The 26127-nt window shown below is 72.5% G+C and carries 25 protein-coding genes and 1 pseudogene; 16 read left to right on the forward strand and 10 right to left on the reverse strand.

The annotated features are described in order from the left end of the window. Positions 1-28 precede the first annotated feature (28 nt). On the forward strand, positions 29-550 hold the full coding sequence (locus tag ACLJPL_RS00845) for a DUF4240 domain-containing protein (protein WP_411078684.1): 522 nt from the start codon (positions 29-31) through the stop codon (positions 548-550). A 36-nt stretch (positions 551-586) separates the two neighbouring features. Here ACLJPL_RS00845 and ACLJPL_RS00850 read toward each other — a convergent pair whose 3' ends face one another. Further along, on the reverse strand, positions 587-1108 hold the full coding sequence (locus tag ACLJPL_RS00850; protein WP_411078685.1) for a GNAT family N-acetyltransferase: 522 nt from the start codon (positions 1106-1108) through the stop codon (positions 587-589). Positions 1109-1291: 183 nt separating this feature from the next. Between ACLJPL_RS00850 and ACLJPL_RS00855 the strand changes: the two genes are divergently transcribed. After that, the gene (locus ACLJPL_RS00855; RefSeq protein ID WP_411078686.1) at positions 1292-2191 is read left to right on the forward strand and encodes a TIGR01777 family oxidoreductase; all 900 of its coding nucleotides are present in this window, start codon (positions 1292-1294) and stop codon (positions 2189-2191) included. Positions 2192-2381: 190 nt separating this feature from the next. Then, positions 2382-3782: an FAD-dependent oxidoreductase gene (locus tag ACLJPL_RS00860; RefSeq protein ID WP_411078687.1), complete on the forward strand. Its 1401-nt coding sequence runs from the start codon at positions 2382-2384 to the stop codon at positions 3780-3782. Between the two features lie 174 nt (positions 3783-3956). Here ACLJPL_RS00860 and ACLJPL_RS00865 read toward each other — a convergent pair whose 3' ends face one another. Continuing rightward, a complete protein-coding gene (locus ACLJPL_RS00865; protein ID WP_411078688.1) occupies positions 3957-5705 on the reverse strand; it encodes a regulator in 1749 nt (582 codons plus the stop codon). Between the two features lie 290 nt (positions 5706-5995). Here ACLJPL_RS00865 and lipB point away from each other — a divergent pair, with 290 nt between their 5' ends. The 4 genes from lipB to ACLJPL_RS00885 all read left to right on the forward strand — a co-directional run bounded on the left by lipB (position 5996) and on the right by ACLJPL_RS00885 (position 9235). Continuing rightward, positions 5996-6865 carry a lipoyl(octanoyl) transferase LipB gene (lipB, locus tag ACLJPL_RS00870; RefSeq protein ID WP_411078689.1) on the forward strand — a complete coding sequence of 290 codons (870 nt, stop codon included), beginning with the start codon at positions 5996-5998 and terminating at the stop codon, positions 6863-6865. A 170-nt stretch (positions 6866-7035) separates the two neighbouring features. Continuing rightward, entirely contained in the window at positions 7036-8013 is a 978-nt protein-coding gene (lipA, locus tag ACLJPL_RS00875) for a lipoyl synthase (RefSeq protein ID WP_411078690.1), read from the forward strand. A 283-nt stretch (positions 8014-8296) separates the two neighbouring features. Continuing rightward, positions 8297-8497 carry a hypothetical protein gene (locus ACLJPL_RS00880; RefSeq protein WP_411078691.1) on the forward strand — a complete coding sequence of 67 codons (201 nt, stop codon included), beginning with the start codon at positions 8297-8299 and terminating at the stop codon, positions 8495-8497. A gap of 30 nt (positions 8498-8527) precedes the next feature. After that, the gene (locus tag ACLJPL_RS00885; protein WP_411078692.1) at positions 8528-9235 is read left to right on the forward strand and encodes a DUF4191 domain-containing protein; all 708 of its coding nucleotides are present in this window, start codon (positions 8528-8530) and stop codon (positions 9233-9235) included. Positions 9236-9389: 154 nt separating this feature from the next. Here ACLJPL_RS00885 and ACLJPL_RS00890 read toward each other — a convergent pair whose 3' ends face one another. Next, a complete protein-coding gene (locus ACLJPL_RS00890; protein ID WP_411078693.1) occupies positions 9390-10223 on the reverse strand; it encodes an NAD(P)H-binding protein in 834 nt (277 codons plus the stop codon). Positions 10224-10417: 194 nt separating this feature from the next. After that, on the reverse strand, positions 10418-10825 hold the full coding sequence (locus ACLJPL_RS00895) for an RDD family protein (protein WP_411079424.1): 408 nt from the start codon (positions 10823-10825) through the stop codon (positions 10418-10420). A 280-nt stretch (positions 10826-11105) separates the two neighbouring features. Here ACLJPL_RS00895 and glnA point away from each other — a divergent pair, with 280 nt between their 5' ends. Beyond that, positions 11106-12515: a type I glutamate--ammonia ligase gene (gene glnA / locus ACLJPL_RS00900; RefSeq protein WP_411078694.1), complete on the forward strand. Its 1410-nt coding sequence runs from the start codon at positions 11106-11108 to the stop codon at positions 12513-12515. A 204-nt stretch (positions 12516-12719) separates the two neighbouring features. Here the strand turns inward: glnA and ACLJPL_RS00905 are convergent, their stop codons facing one another. The 3 genes from ACLJPL_RS00905 to ACLJPL_RS00915 form a co-directional block, all read right to left on the reverse strand. Continuing rightward, entirely contained in the window at positions 12720-13280 is a 561-nt protein-coding gene (locus tag ACLJPL_RS00905; protein WP_411079425.1) for a peptide deformylase, read from the reverse strand. 148 nt (positions 13281-13428) lie between these two features. Then, positions 13429-14379, reverse strand: a complete 951-nt coding sequence (locus tag ACLJPL_RS00910; protein ID WP_411079426.1) for an MBL fold metallo-hydrolase — start codon at positions 14377-14379, stop codon at positions 13429-13431. 146 nt (positions 14380-14525) lie between these two features. Continuing rightward, positions 14526-15434 (reverse strand): serine hydrolase, encoded by a 909-nt coding sequence (locus ACLJPL_RS00915; protein ID WP_411078695.1) that lies wholly within the window; start codon positions 15432-15434, stop codon positions 14526-14528. 29 nt (positions 15435-15463) lie between these two features. On the opposite strand from ACLJPL_RS00915, the gene ACLJPL_RS00920 reads away from it, so the two are divergent. Beyond that, the gene (locus tag ACLJPL_RS00920) at positions 15464-16441 is read left to right on the forward strand and encodes a LysR family transcriptional regulator (RefSeq protein WP_411078696.1); all 978 of its coding nucleotides are present in this window, start codon (positions 15464-15466) and stop codon (positions 16439-16441) included. A 204-nt stretch (positions 16442-16645) separates the two neighbouring features. Here the strand turns inward: ACLJPL_RS00920 and ACLJPL_RS00925 are convergent, their stop codons facing one another. Next, entirely contained in the window at positions 16646-16951 is a 306-nt protein-coding gene (locus ACLJPL_RS00925) for a hypothetical protein (protein WP_411078697.1), read from the reverse strand. 119 nt (positions 16952-17070) lie between these two features. On the opposite strand from ACLJPL_RS00925, the gene ACLJPL_RS00930 reads away from it, so the two are divergent. Continuing rightward, positions 17071-17430, forward strand: coding sequence for an arsenate reductase family protein (locus ACLJPL_RS00930; protein WP_411078698.1), 360 nt, complete (start codon positions 17071-17073; stop codon positions 17428-17430). 60 nt (positions 17431-17490) lie between these two features. Further along, positions 17491-18949: pseudogene (locus ACLJPL_RS00935) on the forward strand (PLP-dependent aminotransferase family protein). On the opposite strand, the gene ACLJPL_RS00940 reads toward ACLJPL_RS00935, so the two are convergent. Continuing rightward, on the reverse strand, positions 18950-19885 hold the full coding sequence (locus ACLJPL_RS00940; RefSeq protein WP_411078699.1) for a Gfo/Idh/MocA family protein: 936 nt from the start codon (positions 19883-19885) through the stop codon (positions 18950-18952). A 361-nt stretch (positions 19886-20246) separates the two neighbouring features. Here ACLJPL_RS00940 and glnII point away from each other — a divergent pair, with 361 nt between their 5' ends. From glnII to ACLJPL_RS00960, 4 genes are all read left to right on the forward strand, one after another. Further along, on the forward strand, positions 20247-21281 hold the full coding sequence (gene glnII / locus ACLJPL_RS00945) for a glutamine synthetase (protein WP_411078700.1): 1035 nt from the start codon (positions 20247-20249) through the stop codon (positions 21279-21281). Positions 21282-21666: 385 nt separating this feature from the next. Then, a complete protein-coding gene (locus ACLJPL_RS00950) occupies positions 21667-22335 on the forward strand; it encodes a winged helix-turn-helix domain-containing protein (RefSeq protein WP_411078701.1) in 669 nt (222 codons plus the stop codon). A 290-nt stretch (positions 22336-22625) separates the two neighbouring features. Then, positions 22626-23894, forward strand: coding sequence for a sensor histidine kinase (locus ACLJPL_RS00955; protein ID WP_411078702.1), 1269 nt, complete (start codon positions 22626-22628; stop codon positions 23892-23894). Next, complete coding sequence (locus ACLJPL_RS00960; protein ID WP_411078703.1) at positions 23879-24526, forward strand: LuxR C-terminal-related transcriptional regulator; 648 nt, start codon at positions 23879-23881, stop codon at positions 24524-24526. The genes ACLJPL_RS00955 and ACLJPL_RS00960 overlap by 16 nt, the downstream gene beginning before the upstream one ends. Before the next feature lie 256 nt (positions 24527-24782). On the opposite strand, the gene ACLJPL_RS00965 is transcribed toward ACLJPL_RS00960, so the two are convergent. After that, positions 24783-25280, reverse strand: coding sequence for a MarR family winged helix-turn-helix transcriptional regulator (locus ACLJPL_RS00965; RefSeq protein WP_411078704.1), 498 nt, complete (start codon positions 25278-25280; stop codon positions 24783-24785). A 179-nt stretch (positions 25281-25459) separates the two neighbouring features. Between ACLJPL_RS00965 and ACLJPL_RS00970 the strand changes: the two genes are divergently transcribed. Further along, complete coding sequence (locus ACLJPL_RS00970) at positions 25460-26002, forward strand: carboxymuconolactone decarboxylase family protein (RefSeq protein ID WP_411078705.1); 543 nt, start codon at positions 25460-25462, stop codon at positions 26000-26002. Positions 26003-26127: the final 125 nt, after the last annotated feature.

Genomic DNA, 26127 nt, shown 5'->3' on the forward strand with positions numbered 1-26127 from the left:
TCCCGGCAGGCTGGATGCTGGACCCGTGATGGACGAGACGGAATTCTGGGAGATCATCGACAGCAGCCGCGAGGCCGCCGAGGGCGACCCCGACGAGCAGGCCGATCTGCTCGTGGAACGGCTGGTGCGGCTCGACCCCGATTCCGTGCTGGACTTCGCCCGGCACTTCGAGGCCCGCTACAACCGCGCCTACCGCTGGGACCTGTGGGCTGCGGCCGCCGTGCTGCTCGGCGGGGCGAGCGACGACGCGTTCGACTACTTCCGGTGCTGGCTGATCGGCCAGGGCCGGGAGGTCTTCGAGGGCGCGCTGCACGACCCGGACGACCTGGCCGAGCTGCTGGAGGAGTTCGACGAGGAGTTCGACGGGGACGGCGAGGAGCTGGGGTACGCGGCCGACGAGGCGTACGAGCAGCTCACGGGCGTCGTCGCACCCGATCTGGGCCTGCCGCCGCAGCCTGCCGAGCCACTGGGCTCCCCGGTCGACTTCGAGGACGAAGAGACGCTGGCGGCCCGCTACCCGGAGCTCTGGGACCGCTTCGCGCCACGCTGAGCCGGGCCGACGCACCCCGGCCTGGACGAGGCCGGGTCAGGGCGTCAGCGGGCGGCCCATCAACACGTCGTCCACATAGCGCCCTTCCAGGAAGAGTTCGCCCCTCAGCACGCCCTCCACGGCGAACCCCTCGGAGGCGTAGAGCGCCTGGGCGGGGGCGTTGTGCCCGAGCACCCGCAGCGTCATCCGGTTCGCCCCCTGCCGCCGCGCCTCGGCGAACGCGGCCCGCAGCAGGGTCCGCCCGACACCGGCCCGGCGCGCCCATCCCGCCACGACGAGGCCCTGTATCTGCCGCACATGGGCGGTGCAGGCGAGCGGGGTGGGCGGGACCAGGCGTATGTACCCGGCGATGCGCGTCCCGCCGGACTCCGTCGCGGCGTCCGCCACCAGGAAGTCCTGGGGCCGGTGGCGCTCGCCGAAGAAGGGGGCGTACGGGGGCTGCGGTTTCGGGAGCACGGCGTGCAGTGTCGACCAGGCGGAACGGTCCAGCTCCCCGAGCTCGTCCTCGTCGGCGGGCAGGGCGTGGCGGACGGGGTGGAGTGTCAGTGCGGCGGCCATGGCGTCACTGTGCCACGGCCCCTCCCCGGTGATCCACGGTGTTCTCCCCCGTATCTCTCCCTGCCCCTCCCTGTCCCTCCTTGTCCCTGTCCCTGTCCCTCCGTGTCCCCCTCCCTCCCCGTCCCTCTCCCTCCTCCGGAGGACCTGCCGTGTTTCCCGGGGTGCGTGGGGCAGGATGGCACCATGCCGACCTCCCGTATCTCCGTCACTGGATCGTCCGGACTCATCGGAGCGGCGCTCGTGCGCTCGCTGCGCGCCGACGGGCACGAGGTGGCCCGCCTGGTGCGGCGGCCCGCCACGTCCGGCGACGAGGTGGAGTGGGACCCCCAGCGCGGTTACGTGGACGTGGCCGGGCTGGTGGGCTGCGACGCGGTCGTCCACCTCGCCGGGGCGGGGGTCGGCGACCACCGCTGGACCGACGACTACAAGCGGGAGATCCGCGAGAGCCGGGTGCTGGGCACCGCCGCGATCGCCGAGGCCGTCGCCTCGCTCGACACCCCGCCCGCGGTGCTGCTCTCCGGGTCGGCCATCGGCTTCTACGGCGATACGGGAGACCGCGCCGTGGACGAGAGCGCGCCGCCCGGGGACGGGTTCCTGCCCTCCGTGTGCGAGGAGTGGGAGGCCGCGACGGCCGCCGCCGAGGAGCGGGGCGTCCGCACGGTGCACGCCCGCACGGGTCTGGTGGTGGCCCGCGAGGGCGGGGCGTGGGGCCGCCTGTTCCCGCTGTTCAAGGCCGGGCTGGGCGGGCGGATGGGCGACGGCCGCCAGTACTGGAGCTTCATCGCGCTGCACGACCACGTCGCGGCCCTGCGCCACATCCTGGACACCGACTCGCTGTCCGGCCCGGTGAACCTGACCGGGCCCGACCCGGTCACCAACGCCGAGGTGACGGCCGCGATGGGCCGGGTGCTGCGCCGCCCGACGCTGTTCACGGCCCCCGCGCCCGCGCTGCGGGTCGCGCTCGGGGAGTTCGCCGGCGATGTGCTGGGCAGCCAGCGGGTGATCCCGGGCCGGCTGCTGGACTCCGGCTTCTCGTTCGCGTTCCCCGGCATCGACGCGGCGATCCGCGCGGCGTTGCGCTGAGCCGCACCCGCCCCCGCCCCCGGTCGTCCGCAGGTGCTCCGTGCGACCCCGTGCCCCGGTGCTCCCGGGCACGCGCGTCTGACTGACTATCAGCCATCCTCCTAGCCTCGATGCGAACTGCGGCATTCCGGGGACCGGTTGGGGGCAAGACCCCCACCAGTCACCAGTCGCACCGACTCGGGGAGGGCTTGTGCGCAGCACGGCACACCACGCGGACGTGGTCATCATCGGGGCCGGGATCGCCGGCCTGTCAGCGGCCCACCGACTGACCGCCGCGGGAATCGGCGTCAGTGTTCTCGAGGCCGCCCCCAGAGCGGGCGGCCGGCTGGTCACCCATGAGGTGGACGGCTTCCGCCTCGACCGGTTCGGCCCCCTGCTCTGCACCTCCTGGCCGGAGCTGAGCTCCACTCCGGGGCTCGGAGCCCCGGAGCTGCGGAAGTTCGCGCCGGGGGTACTGGTCCACAGCGAGGGCCGCCGCCATCGCACCGGCGACATACGGAGCGCGAGGGGCGCACTCAAAGCGGTACGCACCCGATCGAGCGCCCCCCATTTCTCGGCGGGAGGGTACGGGAGCCATCTGCGGATCGTGTCGCGCGGCGGACCCGGGCCGGACGGCCCGAGGAACGGCGGCTGCCTCAGCGGCGGCACGATGGCCGAGGCGATCGACCGGGCCCGGCTGGGCGCGGCGCTCTCCCGGCTGGCCGCCACCCCGGCCGCCCGGCTCCTGACCCGCCCCGAGCGGACCGCGCTCGCCGCCCTCGCGGACGGCCAGATGCCCGCCCGTACGGTGGACGGCGTCCTGCGTCCGCTGCTGTCCGCCCTGCTGAACGACCCGGACCTGACCACGTCGAGCCGGTGCGCGGACCTGGCCCTGCGGGACTACGCACGGGGCGGGCTGTGTGTTCCGGCGGGGGGTTCGGGGGCGCTGCCGGATCTGCTGGCGGCCGCGCTGCCGCCCGGCACGGTGCGGACCGGGGTGCATGTCACGGCCGCCGGCATCACCTCCGTACGCACCAAGGAGCACGGTGAACTGGGCTGCCGTTCGCTGCTGTTGGCCACCGGCGCGGGGGCGGCGGCCGAGCTGCTGCCGGGTCTGCGGGTGCCGTCCTTCCGCCCGGTGACGGTCCTGCACCACACCGCTCCCGCGCCGCCGCCGACCGGCCGTTCGCTGGTGCTGGACGCCGACCGGTCGGGGCCGGTGGCGTACACGGCGGTGATGAGCGAGGTGGACCCGGCGCGTGCGCCGGAGGGCCGGACGCTGATCACCTCCACGGTGCTCGGCACTCCGCCGCCGGACCTGGACCGTTCCGTACGCACGCATCTGGCGGCGCTGTACGGGACCCCGACCGACGACTGGGAGCTGCTGGCCGCCCACCACGACCCGGAGGCGGTGCCCGCGATGGAGGCCCCGCACGATCCGCGCCGCCCGGTGCGGGTGCTGGCCGGGCTGTACGTGTGCGGGGACCACCGCGACACGAGCACGGTCCAGGGGGCGCTGCACTCGGGCCGCCGGGCGGCCGAGGCCATCCTCGCGGACCTGGGCGTACGCCCGGTGCACCAGGGGGGCGCGGGGCTGCCGGAGGCGGCGTAGGGGCGGGTGCGGGTGCGCCCGGGGTGCCCGGGGCGGGTGCGGGTGCGCCCGGGGTGCCTACGGCGTGCGGGCGCCTCCGGCGTGCGGGTGCGTTCGGTGTGCTGCGGCCGGGTGATTCCCGCGTGCGGCGGGCGGGAGGGCGCGGCAGCCGGGCGCCCCTGTGCCGTGGCCGGGTCAGCCCAGGGCGGCGACCCGGTCGCGGTAGCCGCGCACGGGGCTCGCGTCCCGGTACGGCTCAAGGCTGCGCTCGAAGGCGCGTACGTACTCGGTGGCCCGGGCCGAGCGCATCTCGGACGCCTGCTGGGCCGCCTCGGCCCCCAGCAGGCATGCCTGTTCGAGCTCGCCGAGACCCAGTCGCGCGGAGGCGAGCACCACCCGGCAGAACAGCCGGCTCCGGGCGTACGCCGGGGCGCGCAGCTGGAGCGAGCGTTCCGCGTGCTGGGCGGCGGTCCGGTACTGCTGGAGGTCGCGGTGGCAGTGGCCGAGCTCATGGGCGAACTGCGCCTCGTCGAAGGAGCGGGCCCAGTGCGGCGACTCGTCGCCGGGGCGCGCCGTCTCCAGGGCGTTTTCGGCCCGGGTCAGCGCGGCGGTGCAGGCGCGCGCCTCACCGAGGATGCCGTGGCCGCGCGCCTCGACGGAGTGCAGCAGGGCCTGGACGAGGGGCGGGGCGGCGGAGCCGATGCCCTGCTGGGCGACGCGGGCGAGCTGGACGGCCTCCCTGCCGTGGCCGAGGTAGACGGCCTGCCGGCTCATGGTGATCAGGACGTACGCGCCGTAGCCGCGGTCCCCGGCGGCCTGGGCGAGCCGGAGCGCCTGCACGAAGTACCGCTGGGCCAGGCCGTGGGCGGCGATGTCGAACGAGGTCCAGCCGGCCAGCCGGGTCAGGTCGGCGGCCGCGGCGAACAGGCGGCGTCCGGTGGCTTCGCCGTAACTCCCCCGGAGCATCGGCTCGGCCTCGTGCTCCAGATACCGCACGAGGGCCTGCCGGGCGTGGCCGCCGCCGTACGCGTGGTCGAGGGTGCGGAAGAGCTCGCCGACCGAGCGGAGCGCCGCGACGTCCCCGCCGCTGACCCGCTGACCGGGGCCCCGGTCGGTCTGGCGTTGCCGTGGGACCACGGGCAGCGCCTCCGTACCGGACGCCACTCCTGGGCCGGGTGCGGCTCCCGGGCCGGTCGCCGTCCCCGGGCCGGCAGCGGCGCCCGCGCCCATGCCGCCGGCGGGGCCCGCTCCGGGCAGACCTCTCACGCCGCCGGGCAGGGCCGCGCCGGACCGGTCGGCCACGGACGGCTGGGCCGGGGACGGGGCGGACGGAACGGGGTGGCCGGCGGGGCGCAGGGGTCCGCCGGGGCGGGGCGCGCCGCGGAGGTCGGTGCGCGGGGGCCCGTCCGTACGGCCCGGTGCGGGGGCCGCTGCCGGTGAGCCGCTCGCACCGGCTCCTCCCCTGCGGTGCGGGCCGGCCGCCGCGCCGTCGCGCGCCACCCACTCGTCGGCGCGGCCGATCAGCCAGTCCCGGCTGGGGACGACGAGACCGGCGGGGGTGAAGGCGATCTTCCGGAGTTCCGTGTGGGAGCCCGAGTCCTTGCGCCACAGTCCGCTGACGATGTCGACCGCCTCGGCGGGGGACGCCGCGAACTCCAGCCCCGCGTAGACGGGCGCGCAGGCGTCCAGGCCGAGGTCCTGCGCGGAGAGCCGCCGGCCGAGCCGCCGGGTGAAGACCTCGGCGATCAGGGCGGGGGTGGTGCCGCGCGGCTGCTGTCCGCGCAGCCAGCGGGTGACGGAGGTCTTGTCGTACCGCAGATCGAGTCCGTGTTCGAGGCCGAGCTGATCGACCCTGCGGGCGAGACCCGCATGGGAGAACCCGGCTTCCGCGATGAGTGAGGCGAGGCGGCGGTTGGGCGTGCGCTGCGGGGGTCGTTCCGACATCAGCTGTACGGTCTCCTGCCTTCGGGGGCCCGGACCGGCCCCTGGGGAACGGCGCGAATTTAGCGTCCGACGGGGCGGTCGGAGACACCCTTTGCTCCACGTTCATCCGATCGTGTGAGGATTGCGGAGTGAGCTGACGGCGGCGGCCGGACGCCCCCGGGCTCTCCACCTGCCGGTGGGCCGGCCGGGTGACGGTCGTACAGTGGTTGCGGGCGCGACCAGTGCAGGGCGCCGTCATCCCGGGGACACCCCTTCGGGCACACGGCGTCCGACGTAGGGAGGCATCTGTCGTGAGCGAGCTGCGGTTCGTCCGTCTGGGCTTCGGTGACGAGGCCGTCGAGTACACGGTGGCCTGGCAGAAGCAGCGCGAGGTGCACGCCGCCCGGTTCGAGGACCTGGTGCCGGACACCTGCCTGCTCCTGGAGCACCCGCCCGTCTACACGGCGGGCCGCCGTACCGCGGCGAGCGAACGCCCGCTGGACGGTACGCCGGTCATCGACGTGGACCGGGGCGGGAAGATCACCTGGCACGGCCCGGGGCAGCTCGTCGGCTACCCCATCCAGAAGCTGCCGCGCCCGGTCGACGTGGTGGCGCACGTCCGCCGCCTGGAGGACGCGCTGATCCGTACGGCCGCCGACTTCGGGGTGGAGACCTCGCGGGTCGAGGGCCGCAGCGGGGTCTGGGTGCTCGGCGACCCGGTCGAGCGGCGGCAGGCGCTCGGCGGGCTCTCGCTGGACTTCGACCCCCGGCTCCAGGACGAGGAGTTCGACCCCCGGCTGAACGGCCCGGAGTACGCCCCGTCCAACGCGGGCCAGCGGCGCGAGGACCGCAAGCTGGCCGCGATCGGGATCCGGGTCGCCAAGGGCGTGACGATGCACGGCTTCGCCATCAACGTGAACCCGGACAACACCTGGTTCGACCGGATCGTGCCGTGCGGCATCCGGGACGCGGGGGTCACGTCCCTCTCCAACGAGCTGGGCCGGGAGGTCACCATCGAGGAGGTGCTGCCGGTCGTGGAGAAGCACCTGCGGGACATCCTGGAGAACGCGGCGCTCGCGCCCCGCGTGATCGAGCAGCCGGTGTCCGCGTCCCCGGCCGAGGCGGTGGCTCCGGCTCCGGCCGCAGCTTCGGCTCCGGCTCAGGCTCAGGCTCCGGCGTAGTACCGGTCAGTAACCCCGTAGGCCACCGCCGACCGGGGAATAGGCTCCGTCGGCCGCAGGTTGGGCAGACGTAAAGCCGTTTGATTTACGGGCGTACCCTGGTGTTCGCCGAAGAATCCAATGCGAATTGGATGCGAATCCAATGCAGCGAAAGCAAAGGGAGTGCCGGAGTGTCCGCTGTCGCACCCGACGGGCGCAAGATGCTGCGCCTGGAGGTCCGAAACAGCCAGACCCCCATCGAGCGCAAGCCCGAGTGGATCAAAACGCGGGCGAAGATGGGCCCCGAGTACAAGCAGCTGCAGCAGCTGGTGAAGGGCGAGGGGCTCCACACGGTCTGCCAGGAGGCGGGCTGCCCCAACATCTTCGAGTGCTGGGAGGACCGCGAGGCCACCTTCCTCATCGGCGGCGACCAGTGCACGCGGCGCTGCGACTTCTGCCAGATCGACACGGGCAAGCCGCAGGCGCTGGACCGTGACGAGCCCCGCCGGGTCGGCGAGTCCGTCGTCACGATGGACCTGAACTACGCCACCATCACCGGCGTCGCCCGCGACGACCTGGAGGACGGCGGAGCCTGGCTGTACGCGGAGACCGTCCGCCAGATCCACACGCTGACCGCCGAGCGGGAGGCGGGCGCGACCAAGGTCGAGCTGCTGATCCCGGACTTCAACGCGGAGCCCGAGCAGCTCGCCGAGGTGTTCTCCTCGCGCCCCGAGGTGCTCGCGCACAACGTGGAGACGGTGCCGCGCATCTTCAAGCGCATCCGCCCCGGCTTCCGCTACGAGCGGTCCCTCGAAGTCATCACGCGGGCCCGTGAGGCCGGTCTGATCACCAAGTCGAACCTGATCCTCGGCATGGGCGAGACCCGCGAGGAAGTCAGCGAGGCGCTCCAGGACCTGTATGACGCAGGTTGCGAGCTCATCACGATTACGCAGTACCTGCGCCCCTCCGTACGGCACCACCCGGTCGAGCGCTGGGTGAAGCCGCACGAGTTCGTCGAGCTGAAGGACGAGGCCGACGCGATCGGCTACTCCGGCGTGATGTCGGGGCCGCTGGTGCGTTCCTCGTACCGCGCGGGCCGTCTGTTCCAGCAGGCGATGGAGGCGCGCGGCGCGACCGCCGGAAGCGTGCCGACCGCCCAGGCCGTGTGAGTCCGCTCACCCCGGGCTACCGAGCAGTAACCGCATGGTCGAGGCGGCCCGCGCGTTCCCCGCAGGTGAGGGACGCGTACGGGCCGCCCCGGCGTGCGGGGCTCCGGAATGAAGGGTTCATTGGTGTTTGACCGACCGGTCACGCGCTGGTAACACCGAACAGTGACCCTAGGTACATGGGCGGCGGCAGCTTCTCGCGGCCACCGCTTCCCCTGCCCGTCACCGCTTCCCGTACTCAGTCCGCGCCCCGGGTGGCGCATCCGCTCCGAGGGGGAACACCACGATGCAGACCGCACCGGTCCGTGCTCACGCCATCCCGTCCGTCACCACCGCCCTGCGCGCCGTGGAGTCGCTGCTGCTGAGCAGCGGCCAGCGCACCGCCCGCCGCAACGCCTGGACGGCCGTCCTGGAGGACCGCCGCCGGGCCAAGGACCGGGTGGAGACGCCGTACGCGCGGGAGGCCGTGGCCGACCACCGTTCCTAGCCCACTTCCGCGCCACGTAAACTTCGATACATGGCGAGGAAGGCAAAAACCGAGGGCGCGGACAGCGCCGAGAACGCAGGGCGGCTCAAGCAGATCGCCCTGACCTACAAGATGACCAGGCGGTCCGACAGCAAGATCGGTCTCATCATCGCGGGCGTGGGCATCGCCACGTTCGGTGTCCTCCTCGGCATCGGCTTCGCGATCGGCCACCCGATCTACCTGGGCATCCTGGGCTTCGTCCTGGCCCTCCTCGCGATGGCGATCGTCTTCGGGCGACGGGCCGAACGAGCGGCCTTCGGTCAGATGGAGGGCCAGCCCGGTGCGGCGGCCGCCGTCCTGGACCGGATCGGACGCGGCTGGACCACGACCCCCGCGGTGGCGATGAACCGCAGCCAGGACGTCGTGCACCGGTCGGTCGGCAAGGCCGGCATCGTCCTGGTCGCGGAGGGCAACCCGAACCGGGTGAAGAGCCTGCTGGCGGCCGAGAAGAGGAAGATGGCCCGCATCGTGGTGGACGTCCCCGTCCACGACATCATCGTCGGCAACGGCGAGGGCCAGGTGCCTCTGAAGAAGGTCCGCACCAAGATGCTGAAGCTCCCCCGCGTCCTGACCGGCCCCCAGGTGACCTCCACCAACGACCGGCTGCGCGCGATGGGGGACCTGATGAGCAACATGCCCCTGCCGAAGGGTCCGATGCCCAAGGGCATGCGGATGCCGCGCGGCGGAAAGATGCGCTGACCTCGGGCGCACGACGTACGCCACAAGCCTTGATCACTTCGTCCCGCCGGATCCATCCGGCGGGACGAAGTGCTGCCGGGCCGGATGTACGGGATGGCCGGGCGGGATGCAGGGGATGCAGGGGATGCACGAGACGTACTCGGGCTCGGACGGCTCAGCGGAACGCGTCGGCGTTCTCCGAAGCCCACTGCCCGAACGGGCGGCCCGGCGCTCCCGTGACCTGTGCGACCGTGTCGCGCACCATCAGCAACTCGTCGTTCACGTCCCCGCCGGTGACGTCGAGCACCGCGTCCGCCGCCTCGGCCCCGAAGACCGCGACCATCCCCGCGTACGCCTCCTGGCGGCTGACCTCGGCGAAGGGGACCTCCCGGCCCAGCGCCGCCGCGACGGCCTCGACCTGCTGCCGGGCGCTCACCGGCTCCGGACCGGTCAGGGCGTACGTGTGCCCCTGGTGGCCGGGCTCGGTCAGCGCCACCCGCGCCACCGACGCGATGTCCGCGGGGTGGATGGTCGGCAGTGCGATGTCCGCGTACGGCGCGCGGACGGTCTCGTGGCCACGGATGGAAGCCGCCCACATCAGGGTGTTCGAGGCGAACTGCGTCGGCCGCAGGATCGTCCAGGCCATGCCGCTCGCCTTGAGCAGTCGCTCCACCGCCAGGTTCTCGCCGGCGGGGCCGAGGCGGGGGTGGGTCTGGACGGTGATCGACGACACCAGCACGACGTGCTCCACACCCGCCTGCCGGGCGACCTCGAGGACACCGGCGTCCGGGCCCAGCCGCGACAGGAGAAACAGCGAGCGCACCCCGTCCAGCGCGGGCTTCAACGACGCCGGCTCCGCGAAGTCGCCCTCCACGGCCTCGACCCCTTCGGGGAAGACGGCCTGGGCGGCGTCACGGGTGAGTGCTCTGAGCGGCCCGACATCATGGGCGTGCAGTTGCGCCAGCAGGGCACTGCCGATGTTTCCGGTGGCTCCGGTCACGAGGATCATGAGCGTGTCTCCTGTCGTCAGATGATCAACTGGATGACACGCTAGAACCTCGATGACGCTTGAGGTCAAGGAAGCTCTCGGCCGCAGGCGCGCTGCCGGTCGTGCGAACTCCGGCGTACGCATACACAGACGCGTACGCAGACACCGCCTGCGCCTCCGCCCCTCTCACTCCCCCGGACTCACCGGGGTCGTCCTCACATCCGGACCTGGACGGCGCGGCCGAGGCGGTCGTGGAGTCCGCGGCCGTCGCGGTCCCAGACGAGGGCGGGGATGACCAGTACAAGCAGCACGGTCCGCACCAGGACGCGCCCGAAGCCGAGGCGGCCGCCGTCCTCGGAGACCACGCGGAGCCCCAGCAGGCGCTTGCCCGGGGTGCAGCCGATGGTGCCGACTGTGAGGGCGCTCAGCAGGAAGAAGACGCCGAGCGCCCAGTTCCCCGCCGCCTGCTGGTCACCGCGAGCGAGCAGCCCGTATGCGATCACCATGCAGAGCGACCAGTCGATGAAGAGGGCCCCGAAACGGCGGCCGAGCGGCGCGACCGCTCCCGGCCCCTCCTCGGGCAGCCCGAGCCTCTTGCCCCGGTGACCGAAGTCGGCGCCCATCTCTTCGGCGGCCGCCCGGGGCCCCGAGAGCCACGATCCGATTGCTTGCCTGTTGTCCACCCGTCCACGGTACTGCGCCCATGTTTGCGCCCGGCCGGGCGGGGCACGGAAACAGCCGCTGAGGTGCCGCCCGACCCCGCCCCGGTTAACTTGGGCGAAACAAATGGGTCATGCTTGAGAAATCCCGCCTGCCTATGGTCGGGTCCAGCGTGTGCCACCGCACTGGCCGCACAACGAGCTACAACCCCGTCCCTCCCGGGCCGGGAGTAGGAGGAGTTGGATGTTCCAGAACGCCGACGAAGTGCAGAAGTACGTAGCGGACAACGACGTCAAGTTCATCGATGTCCGGTTCTGCGACCTGCCCGGGGTGATGCAGCACTTCACGATCCCGGCAAAGAGCTTCGACCCGGCCGAGGAACTCGCCTTCGACGGCTCGTCGATCCGCGGTTTCCAGGCGATCCACGAGTCCGACATGGCGCTGCGCGCCGACCTGTCGACGGCTCGGGTGGACCCGTTCCGCCGCGACAAGACGCTCAACATCAACTTCTTCATCCACGACCCGATCACGGGCGAGCAGTACAGCCGCGACCCGCGCAACATCGCCAAGAAGGCCGAGGCGTACCTCGCCTCGACCGGCTTCGCGGACACCGCGTACTTCGGCCCGGAGGCCGAGTTCTACGTCTTCGACAACGTCCGCTTCCAGACGTCGGCGAACGAGAGCTTCTACCACATCGACTCCGAGGCCGGCGCCTGGAACACCGGTGCGCTGGAGAACAACCGGGGTTACAAGGTCCGCTACAAGGGCGGTTACTTCCCGGTCCCGCCGGTCGACCACTTCGCCGACCTGCGTGCTGAGATCTCCCTGGAGCTGGACAAGAACGGCCTCCAGGTCGAGCGCCAGCACCACGAGGTCGGCACCGCCGGCCAGGCCGAGATCAACTACAAGTTCAACACGCTGCTCGCCGCGGCCGACGACCTGATGCTCTTCAAGTACATCGTGAAGAACGTCGCCTGGCGCAACGGCAAGACCGCGACCTTCATGCCGAAGCCGATCTTCGGCGACAACGGCTCGGGCATGCACGTGCACCAGTCGCTGTGGCAGGGCGGCACGCCGCTCTTCTACGACGAGCAGGGTTACGCGGGCCTGTCGGACATGGCGCGCTACTACATCGGCGGCATCCTCAAGCACGCCCCGTCGCTGCTGGCCTTCACCAACCCGACGGTGAACTCCTACCACCGCCTGGTCCCCGGCTTCGAGGCCCCGGTCAACATGGTGTACTCGCAGCGCAACCGCTCCGCCGCGATGCGTATCCCGATCACCGGCTCGAACCCGAAGGCCAAGCGCGTCGAGTTCCGCGCCCCGGACCCGTCCTCCAACCCGTACCTCGCCTTCTCGGCGCTGCTGATGGCGGGCCTGGACGGCGTGAAGAACAAGATCGAGCCGGCCGAGCCGATCGACAAGGACCTCTACGAGCTGGCTCCCGAGGAGCACGCCAACGTCCAGCAGGTCCCGACCTCGCTCCCGGCGGTGCTCGAGGCCCTGGAGGCGGACAACGAGTACCTCCAGGCGGGCGGCGTCTTCACGCCCGACCTGATCGAGACCTGGATCGACTACAAGCGCACGCACGAGATCGCCCCGATCCAGCTGCGCCCGCACCCGCACGAGTTCGAGCTCTACTTCGACATCTGAGCCGCGAGGCGCGCTGAACGCGGCGCCTGACGCCGGAGGCCCCGAGGGCCGCCCGCCCCTTCGAGGGGAGGGCGGCCCTCGGCCATGCCGTTCCAGGGGCGGCCGCGCTGGTCCCAGCTTCAGAAGGACCGGGCCTTCTGGAGGAGCTCCTCGGTGCCGTCGCCGTAGAGAGCCGCTTCGATCCTCCTCCTGGGCGCCCCGGGATCACGACTCGTCGTAAGCCCACGCCTGCCCGGTCTGCCGGTACAGCTCCACGGGAATCGGGTGGGCTCCGGCCCTCATACGCGCGGTGTACAGCAGGCCGTCGAGGTGGTCGATCTCGTGGTGGATGAGGCGCGCGAGGCCGCGCTCGTACACCGTGGTCACGGTCTGACCGGTCCGGGCCGTGGTCTCGACGGTGATCTTCACGGGGCGGGGTACGAGGCCGCGCACGTCGAAGAAGCTGAGGCAACCCTCGTAATGCTCGTCCGAACCATCGGAGCGTTCGGTGATGCGTGGGTTGAGCAGGACGACGGCGGGCTCATCGCCCGGCGGCTGGACGACAGCGGCGGCGCGGCTGATGCCGATCTGCGGTGCCGCGAGGCCCATGCCCTTGGCGAAAGGGTGGACCTGGCTGATGCGGTCCATGGCGGCGAACAACTCGTCGACGACGCGCTCGGCTTCATCCCGTTCGGCGGGCAGGTCGAACGCACGGGCCGGTTCGGTGAGGATGGCGGCATCCTGTTGGACGACTCCGAGGTCTCGCATCCGCTGACTGGGCCGCATGTCCGTCACCTGAACTCTCCTTGGTCCGTCCGGGGTTCGGGCTGTGCCCGGAACCGCCACTCCAGACGATACCGAGCGTGCGGCGCGGGCGTGGTCGTGCTCCTGAGCGGTGAAGGGGAGCGGTGCCGCCCCCGCTCCCCTCCCCCTCCTACCGTGCGCGGGCGGCGCGCATGTCCGTGCCGTAGGTCGTGCGGTAGTCCGGGACGACTATGCGGCTCGCCGGGGACTCCTGGCGGACCTGGGCGACGAAGCCGTCCAGGTCCACGTCCGGGTCGCGGCGCGGCGGTTCGCTCAGTGGTCTCTCGAAGTTGTCCCAGTGCACGGGCACGACGACGCCGGGTCGGTCCAGCGCGTGCAGCAGCCGTGGCACATAGCGGAACGTGGCCGTGGTGGACGGCACCGCGATCATCGCGAGATCGGGGCTCAGCCCCTGCACGGCCTGCTCGGAGAAGTCGCTGGCGCCCATCAGGAACGCCGCTGGTCCGTCGCCCGCCGTCACCTGGAAAGCGAGCGTGTCGCCCTCCGGCAGGTCCGAGATGGTCCTCGGAGGCGTTGCCGGCGGAGCGTTCAGCGTGCCCGGGGCGAAATAGGAGCGTCGCTCGTTGCGGCTGTGCAGGCTCGACACGACCTGGACAGTGATGCCGTTGAAGTCCAGCACCTCGCCGCCCTTCACCACCGAGATCTGTGCGGGGTCGACGCCGAAGGCGACCAGCAGATGGAAGGTCGTCTCCGTGCCGACGACCCGTGCGCCGGTGGACTTGGCGATGTGGGGCACGTCGGCGATGTGGTCCCAGTGCGAGTGACTGACCAGGACGATCTCGGGGCGGCCGACGTGCTTCCGTACGAGATCGGGATCGGACCTCAGCCTGGTGCCGGGCTTGAAGCCTCCGCCGTCGAACAGGCCGGTCCCGAACCGGGTGATGTAGGGGTCGAAGAGCACCGTGCGCCCAGCGGCGTCGATGCGCCATCCGGAGGTGCCCAGCCAGCGGAAGGACACCGAACCCGTCTTACGGGACGGGCGCGTTGCCGTCTCGGCGGCTGCGGCGGCCGGGGTGGAGAGCAGCGGGGCTGCCGCGCCGATCGCGGCTCCGCGCAGCACCGTACGTCGGCCGAGTGCCTGGATGCGCCGCTTCGGGCGCCGTGCGTCTGTGTCGTCGCTCATGGCGGAAGGAGATCAGGGCGCATGCCTCCACGTCCAAGATCAGAATGAGAGTGCGGTCATATGCGTCCGCATATGACCGCACGTCAGAGCCCCTTGCCACGAAGAGAATCGACGGCGATTCGCGCCGCGGCGCCGAGCGCGGCATCCACCGCCGTACGCGAGGCGGCCAGCTTCCGGGTCCGGGCGAAGACGGATATCGCGTAGCAGCCGCCGTCCGGATACCGAACGACCCCTGCTTCCAGGTGCAGTCCGGGCAGGGTGCCGGTCTTGGCCGCGACCGTCACCTCGTCGGGGAACCCCGACACCAGGCGATGCCTGAATACTTGACGAGTCATCAGTTCCCTTACCTGGAGGCAGGCTTCCGGTGGTCCCGCCTCGTCGCGCCAGATGAGACGCAGCAGCCGGGTGATCTCCCGGGGCGTGCCGGCGTTGGTCCGCAGCGGATCCAGCACGCTCAGCCGCCTCTTCCGGTCGTCCGGCAGAGCGGGGTACCGGAGGGCGAACTCCGCCTCGTCGCGCGCGCCGACCTCCGCGAGCATCGAATCCAGGACGTCACGGGGGCCACCCACGATCCGGGTCCGGTCGAGCCCGAGTTCTCCGGCCAGGAGCTGCACCGTGTCCAGGCCGACCCGCGCCAGGAGAAGGTCGGCCGCCGAGTTGTCACTCACCGAGATCGCGAAGAACGCCAGGTCGCGCAGCGACAGTTCGACGTCGTCCGCGCATCCCGCCGTGCCCCAGCCGCCGAGCCTGTCGGCCGCCCCCACCCGCACCCGCTCCCGGGGATCGAGCTGGCCGGCGGCTGCCTGCCGGGCGAACTCCAGGACCAGCAGCACCTTGAAGACCGAGGCGATCACGACGGGCTCGTCCGCGCCGACGGCAACCTCCGCTCCGGCAGTCACCTCTGTGAGCGGCGTCCCGCCCACCGGGACCGCGTGCAGCAACCCGTCTGCCCCCGCCCGCGCGAAGATCTCCCGGATCCGTTCCTCGACCATCGGTACGCCCTCACGTAAGGTTTCCGGCTGTGGATCTCCTTCGCCACCTGCGCATCTTCGTCGCCGTCGCCGACGAGCTGCACTTCAGCCGGGCCGCCGACCAGCTTGGCATGGCCCAACCGCCGCTCAGCCAGGCGGTGCGCAGGCTGGAGAAGGACCTCGGAGCCGAGCTGTTCGACCGATCGCACCGCCAGGTCCGGCTCACCGCCGCCGGTCTGCTGCTGCTGGACGAGGCGCGCGAACTCCTGGCCCGCGAGCAGCGGTTGCGTACGCTGGCCCACCGCGCCGGTGACGGTGCGCTGGGCACCCTGCGCGCGGGCATTCCTCCTGACACCACGGTCGCCACGCTCTCCACCCTGCTCTCGGCCTGCGCGGAGCACGCGCCGGGTCTGTCCGTCGATCTCCAGGAGATCACCACCGGGGAGCAGCTGCGGCTGCTGGCCTCCGGCGGGCTCGACGTCGGCCTCGTCCACCAGCCCGTGGACGCCACCGAACTCGACCTCGGGCCCGAAGTGCGCGCGGAGCTCGGTGTCGTCCTGCCCCGCACCTCGCCGCTGGCCCGGATCGCCGAGATCGCGCTCGCCGATCTGTCCGGCCACGATCTCGTGCTCTTCCCCCGCGCCCAGGCTCCCGGCTGGTACGACCGGATCCTCGACACCTGCCGCACCAACGGCTTCGTGCCCGGACGGCTCCGGCACGCCTCCAACCCCGAGTTCCTGCTGGCCCTCGTCCACGCGGGCCACGGCATCGCCTTCGACCAGGGGCCGGTGGCCCGCAAGGAGCCCCGGGTGGTCTGGCGTCCCCTGGCCGGCCGGCCCCTCACCCGGCGGACGAACGGCGCCTGGCCCTCCGGGCGCTCCGCCCATCCGGCCGCACCGCACTTCGCCGAGCTGGCGGCGGATGTGCTCGCCCGCGACCGTACGGCGACAGGGCGGCGGGACGAGGGCCCGCGCCCGCCGGACGGGCCGCCACGGCCGTGGTCGGTGGTGTACGACGCTCCGAGCTGACGCCGTGCCGGGGTGGGGCGGGACGGCGGGGCGGGCAACGGGCAGGCGCTGACGCGCTGGTCGCGGGCGGGCTCGCGGCAGGCTCCGGGCCGTTTCCGGCTGCCGCGTGCCGCGTGGCGCGGACGGCGCTTCTCAGCACCTGATGTGCCTGTGCCCCCGGACGGTCCCGTCCGGGGGCACAGGTCGCTCGGCGTGCCGGTGGGGTCAGCGACCGTAACGGATCAGGGCGCGGACCATGCGGCAGGTGGTGTCGGACGGCGGGTGGATGCCCAGGCGCTCGGCGGTGGTCCGTATCTTGTGGTTGCCGGCGCTGGACGGCTGGTAGACCCCGCTGTCGAGCAGGGCGATCGCCAGCCGCATGGCCTTGAGGCGGCGGTTGTGGGAGACGTACCACTCGCGGGGGCGGCCCGCGGGCAGGCGCTTCTTCTGCTGCGGCGTCGCAAGCGGCGGGTGGAAGGGCATCGGGAGCTGCTTGTCGAGCGGCTCGGTCGTGACTGCGGCAAAGGCCATCGGCAACCTCCTGGCACGGCGGTGGAACCCTCACGAACTTCCTCCATTTTACCGCCCCCCACTGACAATCGCCCCTGGCCAGAGGCTATTTCGGCAGTCCCTCGCGTAACCTTGGCCCCATGGAGATCTGGATCAATCCGGCCTGTTCCAAGTGCCGCAGCGCGCTCACCCTGCTCGATGCGGAGGGGGCCGACTACACCGTCCGGCGATACCTGGAGGACGTGCCGTCGATCGAGGAGATCCGGGCCGTTCTGGACCGGCTCGGGCTTGAGCCGTGGGACATCACGCGGACCCAGGAGGCGGCGGCGAAGGAGCTGGGGCTCAAGGGATGGCCGCGCGAGGCCGGTTCGCGGGAGCGGTGGATCGCCGCTCTGTCCGAGCATCCCCGGCTGATCCAGCGGCCGATCATCACGGCTGAGGACGGCACGGCCGTGGTGGCACGGAGCGATGAAGCGGTACGGGACGCGCTGGGGCGGTAGTCGTCCAGGGCGACTCCGGTTCCAGGCGAGGACGAGCGACCGGTTGCGGGGAGCACTTCAGTGGCGGATTCATGGGTCGATTCAGCGGAGATCCTGGGCAGCGATCTGCCTCTGGAGCTTTCCGGCGCGGGCAACCGCCGGGCCCTCCTGATGAGCGCGCTGCGCGACGCCGTACGCAGCGGACGGCTCGCTCCGGGCACCCGGCTGCCCCCCCTACCGTTCGCTCGCCGCCGACCTCGGTCTCGCCCGCAACACCGTCGCCGACGCCTACGCGGAGCTGGTCGCGGAGGGGTGGCTCGCCGCCCGCCAGGGTTCGGGCACCCGGGTCGCCGAGCGGGCCGCGCCCGTCACCCCCGCCCACCGCCCGCGCACCCCCCAGCGCCCCTCCCGCCCCGTCCACGACCTGGTCCAGGGGCAGCCGGATCCCGCGGCCTTCCCCCGGACCGCCTGGCTGGCCTCGGCGCGCCGGGCCCTCGCCGCCGCCCCCAACGACGCCTTCGGGCCCGGCGATCCGCACGGGCGGCCCGAGCTGCGGCAGGCGCTGGCCGGCTATCTCGCCCGGGTGCGCGGGGTGCGGACCTCGCCGGAGCGCATCGTGCTCTGTTCGGGGGCCGCGCACGGGCTGCGGCTGCTGGCGGACGTGGTGGGCGGCCCCTGGGCGGCGGAGGCGTACGGGCTGCCGTTCCACCGCGGGCTGCTCGCCTCCCACGGGGTCGGCACCCGGCCGGTGGGCGTGGACGGCGACGGCGCACGGGTCGGCGAACTGACCCGCGGGGACCGGGCGGTGCTGCTCACACCGGCCCACCAGTTCCCGACCGGCGGTCCGTTGCACCCCGGGCGGCGGTCGGCGGCGGTCGACTGGGCGCGGTCCACCGGCGGTCTGGTCGTGGAGGACGACTACGACGGGGAGTTCCGCTACGACCGACAGCCCGTGGGGGCCGTGCAGGGGCTCGACCCCGAGCATGTGGTGCTGCTGGGTTCCGTCAGCAAGAGCCTGTCCCCCGCCCTGCGTCTGGGGTGGATGGTCCTGCCCGAGCGGCTGGTCGCGCCCGTCGTCGCCGCGAAGGGCGAGCGCGAGCCGTACTCCAGCGCCACCGAGCAGCTGACGCTGGCGGACTTCGTCGACTCGGGCGCGTACGACCGTCATGTACGCCGGATGCGGCAGCGCCACCGCCGCCGCCGGGACCAGTTGGTGGCGGCGCTGGAGAAGCACGCCCCGCACGTCCGGGTCACCGGGATCGCGGCCGGGCTGCACGCGGTGGTGGAGCTGCCGCCGGGCACCGAGCGTTCGGTGGTGCGGGCGGCGGCCCGGCAGGGGCTGGCGGTGGAGGGGCTCGCCGACTACCTGCACCCGGGGGCGACACCGTACGCGGGCGCGCGGGAGCCCCGGCGCGCGCACGCCGACACCGCCGCCGCCGACACCGCCCGGGACGGGCTCGTCGTGGGGTACGCGACCCCCGGCGAACACGCCTACCCAAAGGCGTTGGAGGCCCTGTGCCGGGCGCTTCCGCCGAGCTGATCAGCCGGCCGCCCGGGCCTCCGCCTCCGCCAGGAGTTCCGTCAGGTGGAGGCCGAAGCGGGCGTCGCAGGCATGCGGCGTCCCCGTGCGTACCGCGTCCGCCAGCGCGTCCACCGCTCCCCGGAACGCGGCCTCCGCGCCGCTCCAGCCGGGGAGTACGGCCGTTCCGCGCTCGCCCCTGAGCTGGATCTCGACGCCCGCCGCGCCGGGCGGGGCGCTCAGGCCGAGGGTCACCGTGCTGGACGCCCCGGAGGTGTGGCGCAGGATCAGGTGGACGGTGTCGGCGGGGCCCCGGGCGGCGGTCAGCTCCGTGACGTCGCCCAGGACCGGGATCAGCACCGAGAGCGCGTGCGGGCCGACGTCCCACAGCCCGCCCTTCTCGCGTCGCCACGGCGAGTCGGCGTACTCGCTGCCGGAACCCGGGGCGTAGAGCGAGCCCAGCCACTGGGCGCGGGCGGTGAACCAGCCGTCCGCCGCCGCCTGTTCGGCGATCCACGCTGCCGTCTCGGGCGCGAACCGCAGGGTGCAGAAGACGACGGACGCGACCCCCGCCTTCGCCGCCGCCTCCGCGACCGCGCGTGCTCCCTCCACCGTCGTGGCGACCGGCTTGTCCATCAGGAGGTGGCGGCCCGCCTCCGCCGCCCGGACCGCCAGCGGGGCCTGGATGTCCGGCGGCAGCGCGAAGGCCACGGCGTCGCTCGTCTCCAGGAGCGCGTCGATCCCCGCCTCACCGGTGTACGGCCGGGCTCCGTGGACGGCGGCGAGGGCGTCCGCCGCCTCGGCGCGGCGGCCCCACACCCCGGTCAGCTCCACACCGGGGTGGGCGGCGAGCGCGGGGGCGTGGGTGTTGCGCGCCCAGGGGCCCGCGCCGAGCAGGCCGATGCGGAGGGGGGCGGTGCGGTCGGGGGCGGTGGTGCGGTCGGCGGCTGTCGTCATGGGGTCAGTGTGCCGGGTGCTGCGGCGGGGGCGGCCAGGAGACCCCCGTACACCTCCCGGGGACGGGGCGGGGCCGGCGGGCGAGGTGCTGCAGGGGGGCGCGAGCGGCTGGACCTGGGTCGGCGGACGGCCGTGGTGCACGTCAACCCCGTATACGACGCGGACGGTTTCGACGTACGGCGGCCGGGGGCGCTGCGGCCTGGGGAGAACATCTGTACGCTCGCCCGACGCACCCCGACAAGGCGCTCTTTTGACGCAGACAACCTCGGTAACACGGGGTTCACACTCGGGCAACGGACGGGAAATCGCGCCTTGCCAAGCTGCGCGGCATAGACCGCTGCACCCGCAAAGGATGGCGTCCGTGACGTTCAAGGCTGAGTACATCTGGATAGACGGCACCGAGCCGACCGCGAAGCTTCGCTCCAAGACGAAGATCATGGACGGCACGCCGTCGCAGGACGTGGCGGATCTGCCCATCTGGGGATTCGACGGTTCCAGCACCAACCAGGCCGAGGGCCACGCCTCCGACCGGGTGCTGAAGCCCGTCTTCACCTGTCCGGACCCGATCCGGGGCGGCGACGACGTCCTCGTCCTGTGCGAGGTCTTCAACATCGACATGACGCCGCACGAGTCCAACACGCGGGCCGTGCTGCGTCCGGTCGCCGAGCAGTTCGCGGGCCAGGCCCCGATCTTCGGCATCGAGCAGGAGTACACCTTCTTCGACGGCCACCGCCCGCTCGGCTTCCCCGAGGGCGGCTTCCCGGCCGCGCAGGGCGGCTACTACTGCGGGGTCGGCGCGGACGAGATCTTCGGCCGCGAGATCGTGGAGAAGCACCTCGACAACTGCCTGGCCGCCGGGCTCGGGATCTCCGGCATCAACGCCGAGGTCATGCCGGGCCAGTGGGAGTTCCAGGTGGGCCCGCTCTCCCCGCTGGAGGTCTCCGACCAGCTGTGGGTGGCCCGTTGGCTGCTCTACCGCACCGCCGAGGACTTCAACGTGTCCGCGACCCTGGACCCGAAGCCGGTCAAGGGCGACTGGAACGGCGCGGGCGCGCACACCAACTTCTCCACCAAGGCGATGCGCGAGGGGTACGAGGCGATCATCACCGCGTGCGAGTCGCTGGGCGAGGGTTCCAAGCCGCTGGACCACGTGAAGAACTACGGCGCGGGCATCGACGACCGGCTGACCGGTCTGCACGAGACCGCCCCGTGGAACGAGTACAGCTACGGGGTCTCCAACCGCGGCGCGTCGGTCCGCATCCCCTGGCAGGTCGAGCAGGACCAGAAGGGGTACATCGAGGACCGGCGCCCCAACGCCAACGTCGACCCGTACGTCGTCACGCGGCTCATCGTCGACACCTGCTGCACCGCGCTGGAGAAGGCCGACCAGGTCTGACCCCGCCCCCCGCGCGGCGAACACCGCCGAAGGGCCCGCCGGTGAACCGGCGGGCCCTTCGCCGTGTGTCGCGGGCGTGCCGTGAGCGCATCGGAGCGCAGCGTGAGGAAGGTAACGTCAAGACGCCGTATCGACGGGTGAGAGGAGTCTGATGCACAGCCGCAATGTCTGCTTCAATGGAGCCATGGCCAGCTTCCAGTACATCGCGTCGGGTCGCAGCGACCTCGAGCCGTTCTGGCCTTCCCGTCAGCACCATGACTTCGACCGGGTGTGTTGCCGCGCGTGGAACGCGCAGGCCCTCTAAAGCCGCTCACCCGGCCTTCGGTCCGCGCGCACGACGTAAGTCCGTCCTCGACGACTCCTCGCGCGAAAGAGCTGACCCTCCATGGCGAACACTCGTACTTTCTCCGCCGCCACCGCTGCCACCGCAGCCTCCCCGGCGCCCGCTGCGGCCACCCCCACCGCCCGATCCCTCTCCCCCAACCGGCACCGTCTGCGCGCCGTCGACCGTGACGAGGTCGCCCGGCTGTCCGACGTGGCCGACTTCCTCCCGCCGGGCGCGACCTGGCTGCCCGCTCCCCAGCACACGCTGCCCGCCCTGCCGGGGCAGCCGCCGATGATCGGCTACCTGGTGCTCGTCCCGGCCGACCAGCAGCCGGCGCTGGCCGGTGCGGTCGCCGCCTCCCAGCACGCCCGCCAGCTGGACCGGCAGGGCCGCGCGCCGTTCCCGCAGCAGCCGGCGGAGGGGCAGGTCGGGGAGGAGCAGCCGTCGCCCGGCCCCGTCCGGATCGACTCGACGCGGCGCACGGCCTCCGTCGACGGGGTCACGCTCGACCTCACGTACCTGGAGTTCGAGCTCCTGGCCCACCTGGTGGCGCACCCCCACCGGGTGCACACCCGCGACCAGTTGGTGACGACGGTGTGGGGTTACGGGCACGTGGGCGACGGGCGCACCGTCGACGTCCACGTCGCCCGGCTGCGCCGCAAGCTGGGTGCGGAGCACCGCCGTTCGATCCAGACGGTCCGCCGGGTGGGGTACAAGTACACGCCCTGACCGCCTTGTTCGCCGCTCGACGTCGGCGGCCCCCGCACATCCGGCGGCCCCGGACCACGGTCTCCCACCGTGGTCCGGGGCCGCCCGCGTGTGTCAGAGCCTCTCGACGGAGGACCACCCCGCCCCAGCCGTCGAAGCCCCGTCCGCGAGGGGCTGGGGCCAGGACCGGGGGTGGTGCCAGGTACACCCCCGTTCGGGCGGCGGACCGGCTGCCGGGGCGGAACCCGCAGAGGAGAGACTGACTGCGGAACGGGGCCGGATCGGGTCCCTGCCGGCGGAGAGGGACGACGATGGATGCGCTCGCGACACGGATACGGCCACCGATGCTGGCAGCTGGGCGAGGGCTCTTCCTGTCGGTCTACGGGCTGGCGGTCTCCATCATCCTTTTCGTCCTCGCGGTGCTCTCGATCACCTTCGTCCTGCTCGGCATCGGCGTGTTCACCACCCCGGCCGTGCTGAAGCTGGTGCGCCGCCACGCCGACCAGCGCCGCCGGTGGTCGGCCGACTGGGCCGGCGTACGGATACCGGCCCCCTACCGCCCGTTCCCGCCGGCCCCGCGCGGGGGCATCGCCGGGCAGGTGGAGCGCACCACGTCGCTACTGAAGGACCCGGCGACCTGGCGGGACCTCCAGTGGCTGCTGGTCGACATGACGGCCGGCCCGATCGTGGCGGTGGTCGCCGGCGGCCTGATGGTCTGGGCGGTCGAGGGGCTCGTCCTGGCGGCAGGGCTGTGGCGGGTGTTCCAGAACGAGAGGTACTGGTTCCTGTTCATCCCCGTGGACAGCCAGCTGACGGGGCTGGCCGCGCTGGCCCTCGGGGTCGTCCTCCTCGTCGTCGGGCTCCGGACGGCGGTCCCGCTCCTGCGGCTGCACTTCGTGATCGCCCGCCCGCTGCTGTCCCCCACCCCGGAGCAGACGCTGGCGCTGCGCGTGGACCGGCTGACCGAGACCCGGCACGAGGCGGTGGACACCGCGGCCTCCGAACTGCGGCGCATCGAGCGGGACCTGCACGACGGAGCGCAGGCCCGGCTGGTCGCGATGGGCATGAACCTGGGTGCCATCGAGGCGCTCATCGAGAAGGACCCCGTACAGGCCAAGAAGATGCTCGCCATGGCCCGGGAGTCGTCGGCGGAGGCGCTGACCGAGCTGCGCGACCTGGTCCGGGGCATCCATCCGCCGGTCCTCGCCGAACGCGGTCTCGGCGACGCGGTCAGGGCGCTGGCCCTGCGGCTGCCGGTCGCCACGGAGGTGACGGTGGAGCTGCCGGGGCGGGCGGAGGCGTCGGTGGAGTCGGCGGCGTACTTCGCGGTGAGCGAGGCCCTGACCAACGCCGTGAAGCACGCCGGGGGCGACCGGATCTGGGTGGACCTGCACCACGACGAGGGGATGCTCCGGATCTCCGTGACCGACAACGGCGGAGGCGGTGCGCGCGTCGGATCGGGCTCCGGCCTGAGCGGAATCGAACGGCGACTCGGTACATTCGACGGTGTCCTGGCCGTCAGCAGCCCAGCGGGCGGTCCCACCATGGTGACCATGGAGCTTCCTTGCGCGTTGTCCTAGCCGAAGACCTCTTCCTGCTGCGCGACGGCCTGGTGCGGATGCTGGAGGCGTACGGGTTCGAGATCGCCGCGGCGGTGGAGACCGGGCCCGAACTGACCAAGGCCCTGGCCGAGTTGGAGCCGGACGTCGCCGTCGTCGACGTCCGGCTCCCGCCGTCCCACACGGATGAGGGCCTCCAGTGCGCCCTGGCGGCCCGGCGGGCGCGGCCCGGCCTTCCGGTGCTGGTGCTGTCCCAGCACGTGGAGCAGTTGTACGCACGGGAGTTGCTGGCGGACGGCGACGGGGGCATCGGCTATCTGCTGAAGGACCGGGTCTTCGACGCCGACCAGTTCATCGACGCCGTACGGAGGGTGGCGGCGGGCGGCACGGCGATGGATCCGCAGGTCATCTCCCAGCTGCTGTCGCGGCGTTCGCAGGACAAGCCGATGGGCGGGCTCACGCCGCGCGAGCGCGAGGTGATGGAGCTGATGGCGCAGGGCCGGTCGAACGCGGCCATCGCCGGGCAGATGGTGATCACGGAGCGGGCGGTCGCCAAGCACACGTCGAACATCTTCGGGAAGCTGAGCCTGCCGCCGTCCGACGACGACAACCGCCGCGTCCTCGCGGTGCTCGCCTATCTGGACCACGGCTGAGCGACGAGCCCTTCCGCTGAAGCCGGGGGCGGGGCGGGGTTCCGGGGCGGGGGTGCGATGGGACTCCTGGGCGGTGGGGCTCCGGGCGGGGCGGGGTTCCGGGGCGAGGGTGCGGTGGGGCTCCGGGCGGGGCGCGGTGGGTGTGCGGGCCAGGCAGGGCGGTGTGCGGGCCAGGCGCGGTGGGTGTGCGGGGCCGGGGTGCGGTGTGCCTCCCCTCCGGGGTTCGTTACGCCTTCGGCCCGGGCCCTCACGCCCCTCAGCCCGTGAACCAACCCGCCGCGTCGAGCCGGAACACGTTCGCGGGAGCCATGGTCCGCAGGTCCGCCTCCAGGTGCGTCAGCCGCTCCTCCCCCAGCACCCGGGCCCACTCGGCCCGCAGCCGGTCGAAGCCCTCGGCGGACCGGGCCAGCAGGTCGACGCCGTGCGCGGTCAGCCGGATCAGGGTGCGGCGGGCGTCCACGGGATCGGGGGCGCGCTCCACGTAGCCGAGCGCCTCCAGCTTCTCGACGGTCTTCCCGGCGGCCTGTTTGGAGACCCCGAGCCGCCGGCCGATCTCGCTGATGCCCGCACCCTCGCGGCCCACGGCCTGGAGGGCGAAGCCGTACGCGGGCCGGGCCTCGGGGTGTCCGTGCTCGGCCAGGTCACGGTGCAGGGCGTCGATGATCGAGCGGAAGCCCGCGAGGAGGAGTAGCGGCAGCTCGAAGCCGGCCCCGCCGCCGGGCTCCCCGGCTCCCCGCCCGGCCACCTCAGACATCGCGAACATTCCAGACGTCGCAGGCACGGCAAGCACGGCGGGCGTTGCAGAATTCGACAACCTGGTTTACCTTTTTTTCGTCAACCATGTTGTCGATTCTACTCGCCCTCGCTTCCTTCCGCCCTCACTTCCCTCCGCCCCGGCTTCCGCCGCACTTCCGCCTGCCCGAAAGGCCCGCCATGCCCTTCCCCGACCACACCCCCGAGACCGCCCCGGCCGGTTCGCGACGCGCCATGGAGGCGGTGACGGAGCGGCTGGGCTACCGGCCGGCCGCCATCGCCCGGCTCGCCGCCTCGCCCCACACCCTGGAGGGCTTCCTGAAGGTCAGCGCGATCTTCGAGGCATGCACGCTGGATCCGCTCTCCCGCGAGGTCCTGATCATGACGATGGCCACCCGCAACGACTGCCATGTCTGCGTCGCGATGCACACCGCGAAGCTGGCCGCCCTGGACGCCGACCCGGCGCTCGTCGCCGCCCTGCGTGACCCGGCGGGGCTCCCGCTGCCGGACGAACGCCTCGAAGCAGTACGCCGGTTCACGCTGACGGTGCTCGCATCGGCGGGCGCGGTCGACGACGCGGACCTGCGGGACTTCCTGGCCCACGGCTACACCGAGCAGAACGCCCTGGAAGTGGTCCTGGGCATCGGCGCGTACACCCTGTCGACCCTGGCCAACCGGCTCACCGCGGCACCGGTGGACGCCCCCTTGGCCGCCTTCGCCTGAGAGTCGGGCGCTCGGACCGCTCTCCGGCCGCTTTCCGGCTTTGGAGGTTCCCACGAATCGGCCGGGGAGCTGAACGGGCCGTGGGGGCCGCGCGTATGGGACGTCACGCTTCTCCCTCGAAGCAG

This window comes from Streptomyces sp. cmx-18-6 (assembly GCF_046548915.1).
Taxonomy (GTDB): domain Bacteria; phylum Actinomycetota; class Actinomycetes; order Streptomycetales; family Streptomycetaceae; genus Streptomyces.